This window comes from Frankia sp. CcWB2, assembly GCF_977927585.1.
On sequence record NZ_CDWRCM010000130.1, the window covers coordinates 1 to 8,193 of the forward strand.

Sequence of the window (8,193 nt, forward strand, 5' to 3'; positions counted from 1 at the left end):
TGTTCGGCCACGCCAGCTTCGGCCTGCTCCGCAAACGGGCCCTCCTCACCCGATGATCACCGGCGGGCCAGAAGAATCACAAGATCAGCGACAGATCCGGGTGCCGCGGCGACTGGTCGCCGCGGCCCTGGTCGGCCTGCTCCTGGCGCGATGCGCCGTTGCCGGGAGGCTGGCGCCGTGGCCGCCGCCCGGCTGGCGCCTGGTCGCCTGCGACGTCGGTCAGGGCGACGCCCTCGTGCTGTCGGCGGGACCGGGCACCGCGGTGCTGGTCGATGCCGGCCCCGATCCGGCCCTGCTGACCCGCTGCCTCTCTGACCTCGGCGTGCGACGGATACCGGTGGTCATTCTCAGTCACTTCCACGCCGATCACGTCGAGGGGCTGCCGGCCGTGCTCGGCCGGCTTCCGGTGGGGGAGGTACTCAGCAGCCCGCTGGGGGAACCCGTTCTCCAGTGGCATCGGGTCCAACAGCGGACCCGGCGGGCCGGTGTGCCGCTGCGGACGGCCGTCATCGACTCCCGGGCACGGGTGGGGGCGGTCTCCTGGACCGTCCTGGCTCCGCGCACCGTGTTGCACGGCACCGAGAGCGATCCCAACAACGCGAGCCTGGTGCTCTCCGCACGGGTGGGGGAGGTGACCATCCTGCTCACCGGGGATGTGGAGCCGCCGGCCCAGCGGATGTTGACCGGCCGGCCGGGGGATCGGACGGCGCTACGAGCCGACGTGCTCAAGGTGCCCCATCACGGCGCCGCGGATCAGGACGTCACCTTCCTCGCGGCGACCGGGGCCCGATTTGCCCTGATCAGTGTCGGCACCGGGAACAGCTATGGTCATCCCGCGCGGTCCACCCTGCGGACGCTGCGCCGGTCCGGCATGGCCGTCGCCCGGACCGACCGCGACGGCGCGGTGGCGGTGGTCGCCGCGGCGGCACCCGCCGGGTCCGCCGAGTCCGGGTCCGCCGAGTCCGGGTCCGCCGAGTCCGGGTCGCCGGCGGGAGCCGCCTCCGGGTCGGGGGCGCGGGTCCGCGTCTCGGTGGTGCTCCGCCGGCCTGGGGGCGGATCGTGACATGCTCACCTGCGTGTCCTCCTTTGCACTGCCGCCGCTCGTCCTCGTCACCGGCGACGAGGATCTACTCGTCGGTCGAGCCGTGCGCGGGGTTCTCGACGCGGCTCGGGCCCGTGATCCCGACGTCGAGGTCGTCGACCGGGCGGCCGGTGAGCTCAGCGAGGCCGATCTGATCGACCTCGGCGCCACCTCGATGTTCGGAGGTGGCCGGGTGATGGTCGTCCGTGGCACGCAGGACCTCGCCGAGGATCTGCGTGACGCGTTGCTGGAGTACATCGGTCGTCCGCTCGACGACGTCGTGCTCGTCGTCGTCCACAGCGGAGCGGTGAAGAACCGCAAACTCGCGGACGCGATGAAGGCCGCGGGCGCGCGGGTCGTGCCGGCAGTGAAGATCACCAAGTCGCGGGAGCGTCACGATTTCGTCGTCGCCGAAGTGCGGCGTCTCGGCGGCCGGGTCAGCGAGGGCGCGGTGCGCGCCCTGCTCGACGCGGTCGGCGGTGATCTGCGTGAGCTCGCCGCCGTTTGCGATCAGCTCGTGGCCGACACCGACGGGCTGCTCGACGAGGCCGCGGTGGCCCGTTTCCACCGGGGCCGGGCCGAGGCCAGCGGGTTCGCCGTCGCGGACGCGATCATCGGCGGCGACCTGCCGCAGGCGTTGACGCTGCTGCGTCAGTCCCTGGAGGGGGGTACCGCGGCCGTACTGGTCTCCAGTGCCGTCGCCGGTGGTCTGCGTGACCTCGCCCGGGTGGCGTCCGCGGGTCCTGGCTCGAAGTGGGATCTCGCCCGAGCCCTGGGCATGCCGGACTGGAAGGTCGAGAAGGCGCAGCGATCCGCCCGAGCCTGGTCGGACCGGGGTCTCGGCCAGGCCCTGCGGGCGGCCGCCGAGGCCGACGCTGGCGTCAAGGGCACTGCGGTCGACGCCGGTTACGCCTTGGAGAAACTGTTGCGCGAGGTCGCCGTGGCCAGGTCGGGTGGGCGGGCCCGGGCGGCCGGGAGCCGGGGATGACCGACGGTCCGGGAGCCGGTGCCGGCCTCGTCGTGGCTCCCCAGCCGGCCGTCGACCCTGACGCCCCGCCGCCGGGCGGCTGGTTCGGCCTGCGGGTGCTACCTGCGGGCCGGATGCGGGGACTGCTCATGATCGTGACTGGGCTGGTCACGGTGGTGATTGCACTCGGTGATCTTGCGAGCGCCTGGGTGGTCGGTGTCCTCCCGCTGACCGTCGGCGCGATGGTTGCCTATCACGAGGTGCTTGAGCGGCTGATCCGGCCGGACGACGTCTCGGCGGAACCGGCCCCACTGCAGCCCGGAGCCCGTTCCACGCCGTGCAGCGGGCTCTGACCGGACGAGAGGCCTGACCGGCGGGTGGACACGCGGAAAGGCCGGGACGCCTGCGGCGCCCCGGCTGGAGGAAGACGACTCAGCTGGCGGCCAAGTCGGCATGCGCGCGAGCCAGCGCCGACTTCTTGTTGGCGGCCTGGTTGGCGTGAATGACACCCTTGCTGACGGCCTTGTCCAGCTTGCGGGACGCGATCCGCAGCGTCTCGTCGGCGCGCTCGACGTCACCGGCCTCCACGGCGTCGCGGAAGCGACGCACGTGCGTCTTGAGTTCCGACTTCACAGCCTTGTTGCGCAGCCGCCGCTTCTCGTTGGTGAGGTTGCGCTTGATCTGCGACTTGATGTTGGCCACGCGGGAGAACCTCTGATTTGTCGAGTCGGGGTGGTGCGGACACGTTATAGTACGCGCCGCACGGAATGGCGAGCAGATCATGACCGGACGACGATACGGCCCGTCACGACGACGATGCGGCCCGTCACGGACGGCACTCAGATTATCAAACCCCCGCGCGCCGGCGCACCGGCGCACCGGCGCGCGCGGCTCCTGGCACGATGAAGGTGGTCGACCCAGATCTCGGCACGGGCGGCTCCACCGTGATCACCGCGAGCGAAACGAGAACTCTCCGCGTGTCCACAGCCCCGCACCTGGCGCCCGGCGCCGACCCGGCGATGATCCGCAACTTCTGCATCATCGCCCACATCGACCACGGCAAGTCGACCCTTGCCGATCGGATGCTTGGTGTGACCGGTGTCGTGGAGGCGCGCAACATGCGCGCGCAGTACCTCGACCGCATGGACATCGAGCGTGAGCGCGGGATCACCATCAAGGCCCAGAACGTGCGCCTGCCATGGCGGGCCGACGATGGTCGGGACTACATCCTGCATCTCATCGACACGCCGGGCCACGTTGACTTCAGTTACGAGGTGAGCCGTTCGCTCGCGGCCTGCGAGGGCGCGGTGCTGCTGGTCGACGCGGCCCAGGGCATCGAAGCGCAGACTCTGGCGAACCTGTACCTGGCGATTGAGAACGACCTGACCATCGTTCCGGTACTCAACAAGATCGATCTTCCGGCGGCCCAGCCGGAGAAGTACGCCGAGGAGATCGCGACGATTATCGGCTGCGAACCGGGCGAGGTGCTCCGCGTGTCCGGCAAGACCGGCCAGGGGGTGCCGGAGCTGCTCAACGAGATCGTGCGCCGGGTGCCCGCCCCGGTCGGCGATCCGGACGGTCCGGCTCGTGCGATGATCTTCGACAGCGTCTACGACATCTACCGCGGCGTCATCACCTATGTACGGGTGGTCGATGGCACGCTGACCACCCGCGACCGGTGTCTGATGATGTCGACCGGCGCGAGCCACGAGACCCTCGAGGTAGGTGTCATCTCGCCGGACCCCCATCCGACCGGGTCGCTGTCGGTCGGCGAGGTCGGCTACGTCATCCCTGGGGTCAAGGACGTCCGGCAGGCCCGGGTCGGCGACACCATCACCACTACCCGGCGGCCGGCGACGGAGATGCTCGGTGGCTATCGGGATCCGTTGCCGATGGTGTACTCCGGGCTGTATCCGATCGACGGCAGCGAGTATCCCGCGCTGCGCGAGGCTCTCGACAAGCTTCAGCTCAACGACGCCGCCCTGACCTACGAACCGGAAACCTCCGCGGCACTGGGGTTCGGATTCCGGTGCGGCTTCCTGGGCCTGCTGCATCTGGAGATCGTCCGGGAGCGGCTGGAGCGCGAGTTCAACCTCACCCTCATCTCCACGGCCCCGAACGTCGTCTACCGGGTGGTCATGGAGGACCTTTCCGAGGTCACAGTGACCAATCCCAGTGACTGGCCGGGTGGGAAGATCGCCGAGGTGTACGAGCCCGTCGTCGAGGCGATGCTGCTGCTGCCGACCGACTTCGTCGGGGCGGTGATGGAACTGTGCCAGGGCCGGCGCGGCGTCCTGAAGGGGATGGACTATCTGTCGACCGACCGGGTGGAACTCAAGTACACGTTGCCCCTCGGTGAGATCATCTTCGACTTCTTCGACGCCCTGAAGTCCAGGACCCGGGGCTATGCCAGCCTCGACTACGAGCCGGCGGGGGAGCAGCTGGCCGATCTGGTGAAGGTCGACATCCTGTTGCAGGGGGAGACCGTCGATGCTTTCTCGGCGATCGTGCACCGTGAGAAGGCCTACGCTTACGGCGTGTCCATGACGACCAAGCTGCGCGAGCTGATTCCGCGTCAGCAGTTCGAGGTGCCGATCCAGGCGGCGATCGGCAGCCGGATCATCGCGCGGGAGAACATCCGCGCCATCCGCAAGGACGTGCTCGGCAAGTGCTACGGCGGCGACATCACCCGCAAGCGCAAGCTGCTCGAGAAGCAGAAGGAGGGCAAGAAGCGGATGAAAACGATCGGTCGGGTCGAGGTGCCACAGGAGGCCTTCATCGCGGCGCTGTCCACGGACACCGGCAAGCCGGCGGTGAAGTGAGTCCGGTGCGGGGCCGACGCGGGACCGTGGCGCCATCTGCCTGTTCGGCCGCTCAGCCGGTCGGCAGGGGGGTGGCCGGGAGACGGATCGGTTCGGTGGCCGGTTCGGAGAACGACAGGCCCGCGACGGGGGCGGCGGCGCTGGAACGGTACACGGTGGTTCGGGGTGGGAGCAGTTCGAAGATCTCGTCGAGAACGGCCCTGGCGTCGTCGTCCATGACCGGATCTTTTCGCACCGACGTCGATCGGTCCACGGTGAACCACTCATATTTTCCCTTCTGTGCCCAACGATGACAAAATGTCATTACACTCGGCCAGCTTCGCTGAAGCGGGTATTCCGGCCTTATCTCCAGGTGGTCCTCGTGTGGCCATCCTTGGCCCGCCGACGCGGTTGACAAACGTAGCGTTGCCGCGAGAGCACACGTTGGGGGCACACTGGGGGCATGCCACAAAAGCCTCCCGACGGCTCGCCTCCGCCGGACGACGGTGCCCTCCCGGCTGCCGCGCTGGCCGAGGTGACCCGGCGACCGTTCGGGGTCTACGTGCATGTGCCCTACTGTGCGGCGCGCTGCGGCTACTGCGACTTCAACACCTACACGGCGGCCGACCTGGGCGGCGCACTGGTGTCGTCGGTGGGCCTCACGACGTTCGTCGACATCGCGACTGGCGAGGTCCGGCTCGCGCGTACCGTGCTTGGTGAGCAGGAGCTCGTGATCTCCACGGTCTTCGTCGGTGGCGGCACGCCGACCCTGTTGACCGCTGACGATCTCGGGCGGCTGTTGCGGATCCTGGACGACGGGTTCGGGTTGGCGCCCGACGCGGAGATCACTACCGAGGCGAATCCGGAGTCGGTGGATCCGGCGCAACTGGAGCAGCTGCGCGCCGCCGGTTACACCCGGATCTCCTTTGGCATGCAGAGTAGCCGTCCGCACGTCCTCGCCGCCCTGGACCGGCGGCACACCCCCGGCCGCGTGCCCGAGGTGATGCGCTGGGCCCGCAAGGCCGGCTTTGACCAGGTCAGCCTGGACCTCATCTACGGGGCTCCGGGCGAGTCGGAGGCGGACTGGGCGGCGAGCCTGGACGCGGCGATCCAGCTCGGCCCGGACCACGTCAGTGCCTACGCGCTGACGGTTGAGGAGGGCACGAAACTGTCCCGCCGGGTCCGCCGGGGCGAGCTGCTCGAACCCGACGACGACCTGCTTGCCGACCGCTACCTGCAGGCCGATGACGCTCTGTGCGCGGCCGGCCTGACCAGCTACGAGGTCAGCAACTGGTCGCGGGGGGCCGGTACCCGGTGCCGGCACAATCTGGGGTACTGGCGCGGAGATCACTGGTGGGGGATCGGTCCGGGCGCGCACAGCCACGTCGGCGGGGTGCGATGGTGGAACGTGCGTCATCCGGCGGAGTACGCGGCCCGGCTGGGGGCCGGGCGCAGTCCCGCGGCCGCCCGGGAGGAGCTCGACGCGCAGGCCCGCAGGGTCGAGCGGGTCATGCTGGGCGTCCGGTTGGCCGAGGGACTGGCCGTCGGTGAGCTGGACGGGGCCGGCCGGGAGGCCGCCGCCGGGCTCGCGAAGTCCGGCCTGGTGGAACCCGGTGCCCTGGAGTTCGGCCGGGTGCGTCTCACCCGTCGCGGTCGTCTGCTCACCGACACGGTCGTGCGAGCCCTGCTGCCCGGCTGATGCCGCTGCCCGACTGGCGGCCGTCCGGTGGCCCGATCGGGCGGGACTGGAACCTGGGTACCGGCGTGTTCGTTTCGTTATGAGGACGTCGCCGGGCCCTCACCGGTAATTCGTGGGGCGGCTCATGTTCTGTGCTTCGACCTGAGCAGGCGGCTACACTTGGCACTCACTGCGGCCGAGTGCCAAGCTGGGTGCCCGCCGCTGTACATACCGTGGCCCGGCCACGTTCCGCCTGGTGAAGGGGGTGCGACCGCGTGCTGGAGGATCGGCGGCTCGAAGTCCTTCGGGCGATTGTTGAGGACTTTGTGCTGAGCAACGAGCCGGTGGGTTCCAAGGCGCTGGCGGAGCGGCACAACCTCGGTGTGTCATCAGCTACTGTCCGTAACGACATGTCCGCCCTGGAGGAAGAGGGGTACATCACACAGCCCCATACCAGCGCAGGACGGATACCGACGGACAAGGGCTACCGGTTGTTCGTGGACCGGTTGTCCGGGGTGAAGCCGCTGTCCCGGGCTGAACGTCGGGCGATCCAGAGCTTCCTGGAGGGCGCCGTCGACCTGGACGACGTGGTGCGCCGCTCCGTGCGGCTGCTCGCCCAGCTCACCCGGCAGGTGGCCGTCGTGCAGTACCCCTCCCTGTCGAGTAGCAGCATCCGGCACATCGAGGTTGTCACGCTCGGCCCGTACCGCCTGCTGATGGTCCTCATCACCGACACCGGGCGGGTCGAGCAGCGTATCGTCGACAGCCTCGTACCCATCGACGACGAGGTCGCCGGCGAGCTGCGTTCCGCGCTCAACTGCGCGCTGGCCGGCCGGCGCTTGGTCGACGCCCCCGACATCGTCGCGGCCCTGCCCGACAGCACCCGCTCCGAGCTGCGCCCCTACCTGACCACGATGGCCGGCGCCGTGCTGGAGTCGCTAGTCGAGCCGCAGGAGGAGCGCATCGCGATGGCCGGGACGGCGAATCTCACGCGGTCCCCGGTCGACTTCGCCGACTCGTTGCGGTCGATACTTGAGGCATTGGAAGAACAGGTCGTGCTGATGAAGCTCATCGGCTCGGCGCGGGAGACCGGTACTGTAACCGTACGGATCGGTCGCGAAACGGATGTGGACGCCCTCCGGTCCACCGCGGTGGTGGCCACGGGATACGGTCGTGGTCCCTTCGCGCTGGGTGGGATGGGGGTGGTCGGCCCGATGCGCATGGACTATCCGGGGACGATGGCGGCCGTCCGGGCCGTCGCCAAATATGTGGGTGAACTCTTGGGTGCCGACTGATGGCAGTGGATTATTACGCCGTTCTGGGCGTACGCCGGGAAGCGTCGAACGACGAGATCAAGCGGGCCTACCGCAAACTGGCCCGTGAGCTGCATCCGGACGTCAATCCAGATCCGGATGCGCAGCAGCGATTCCGGGGCGTCACGGCCGCGTACGAGGTGCTCTCCGATCCGGAGAAGCGCCAGATCGTCGACCTGGGCGGCGATCCGCTCGCGCCCGGCGGCGGCGGCGGTGGTGGTTCGCCGTTCGGCGCCGGTTTCGGCGGCCTTGGTGACATCATGGACGCCTTCTTCGGCGGCGGGTCGAGCCGTGGGCCCCGGTCCCGGGTCCGGCGCGGCAACGACGCGCTGCTGCGTATCGAGCTCGACCTG

9 protein-coding genes are annotated in these 8,193 nt (G+C 69.4%); 7 read left to right on the forward strand and 2 right to left on the reverse strand.

Annotation, left to right across the window (positions count from 1 at the left end):
- From ACY45C_RS14240 to ACY45C_RS14250, 3 genes are all read left to right on the forward strand, one after another.
- On the forward strand, positions 1 to 1,063 hold a 1,063-nt coding region (locus ACY45C_RS14240; protein WP_462188087.1), incomplete at its 5' end, for a ComEC/Rec2 family competence protein.
- A 1-nt stretch (position 1,064) separates the two neighbouring features.
- Positions 1,065 to 2,069, forward strand: coding sequence for a DNA polymerase III subunit delta (gene holA / locus ACY45C_RS14245; RefSeq protein ID WP_462188088.1), 1,005 nt, complete (start codon positions 1,065 to 1,067; stop codon positions 2,067 to 2,069).
- Positions 2,066 to 2,401: a hypothetical protein gene (locus tag ACY45C_RS14250; protein ID WP_462188089.1), complete on the forward strand. Its 336-nt coding sequence runs from the start codon at positions 2,066 to 2,068 to the stop codon at positions 2,399 to 2,401. The genes holA and ACY45C_RS14250 overlap by 4 nt, the downstream gene beginning before the upstream one ends.
- A gap of 79 nt (positions 2,402 to 2,480) precedes the next feature.
- On the opposite strand, the gene rpsT is transcribed toward ACY45C_RS14250, so the two are convergent.
- The gene (rpsT, locus tag ACY45C_RS14255) at positions 2,481 to 2,750 is read right to left on the reverse strand and encodes a 30S ribosomal protein S20 (RefSeq protein ID WP_462188090.1); all 270 of its coding nucleotides are present in this window, start codon (positions 2,748 to 2,750) and stop codon (positions 2,481 to 2,483) included.
- Positions 2,751 to 3,025: 275 nt separating this feature from the next.
- On the opposite strand from rpsT, the gene lepA reads away from it, so the two are divergent.
- Positions 3,026 to 4,870 (forward strand): translation elongation factor 4, encoded by a 1,845-nt coding sequence (gene lepA, locus ACY45C_RS14260; protein ID WP_462188091.1) that lies wholly within the window; start codon positions 3,026 to 3,028, stop codon positions 4,868 to 4,870.
- A gap of 52 nt (positions 4,871 to 4,922) precedes the next feature.
- Here lepA and ACY45C_RS14265 read toward each other — a convergent pair whose 3' ends face one another.
- Complete coding sequence (locus tag ACY45C_RS14265) at positions 4,923 to 5,087, reverse strand: hypothetical protein (protein ID WP_462188092.1); 165 nt, start codon at positions 5,085 to 5,087, stop codon at positions 4,923 to 4,925.
- A 225-nt stretch (positions 5,088 to 5,312) separates the two neighbouring features.
- On the opposite strand from ACY45C_RS14265, the gene hemW reads away from it, so the two are divergent.
- The 3 genes from hemW to ACY45C_RS14280 form a co-directional block, all read left to right on the forward strand.
- The gene (hemW, locus tag ACY45C_RS14270; RefSeq protein WP_462188093.1) at positions 5,313 to 6,548 is read left to right on the forward strand and encodes a radical SAM family heme chaperone HemW; all 1,236 of its coding nucleotides are present in this window, start codon (positions 5,313 to 5,315) and stop codon (positions 6,546 to 6,548) included.
- A gap of 254 nt (positions 6,549 to 6,802) precedes the next feature.
- Positions 6,803 to 7,822, forward strand: a complete 1,020-nt coding sequence (gene hrcA, locus ACY45C_RS14275; RefSeq protein WP_462188094.1) for a heat-inducible transcriptional repressor HrcA — start codon at positions 6,803 to 6,805, stop codon at positions 7,820 to 7,822.
- Positions 7,822 to 8,193 (forward strand): DnaJ domain-containing protein (locus tag ACY45C_RS14280; RefSeq protein ID WP_462188095.1); only part of this gene is annotated, 372 nt, incomplete at its 3' end. The genes hrcA and ACY45C_RS14280, both read left to right, overlap by 1 nt.

Bases quoted from the DNA above. Each gene is read 5' to 3' on its own strand.
- holA (WP_462188088.1), top strand. From the start codon at position 1,065: ATGCTCACCTGCGTGTCCTCCTTTGCACTGCCGCCGCTCGTCCTCGTC.
- ACY45C_RS14250 (WP_462188089.1), top strand. From the start codon at position 2,066: ATGACCGACGGTCCGGGAGCCGGTGCCGGCCTCGTCGTGGCTCCCCAG.
- ACY45C_RS14265 (WP_462188092.1), bottom strand. From the start codon at position 5,087: ATGGACGACGACGCCAGGGCCGTTCTCGACGAGATCTTCGAACTGCTC.
- hemW (WP_462188093.1), top strand. From the start codon at position 5,313: ATGCCACAAAAGCCTCCCGACGGCTCGCCTCCGCCGGACGACGGTGCC.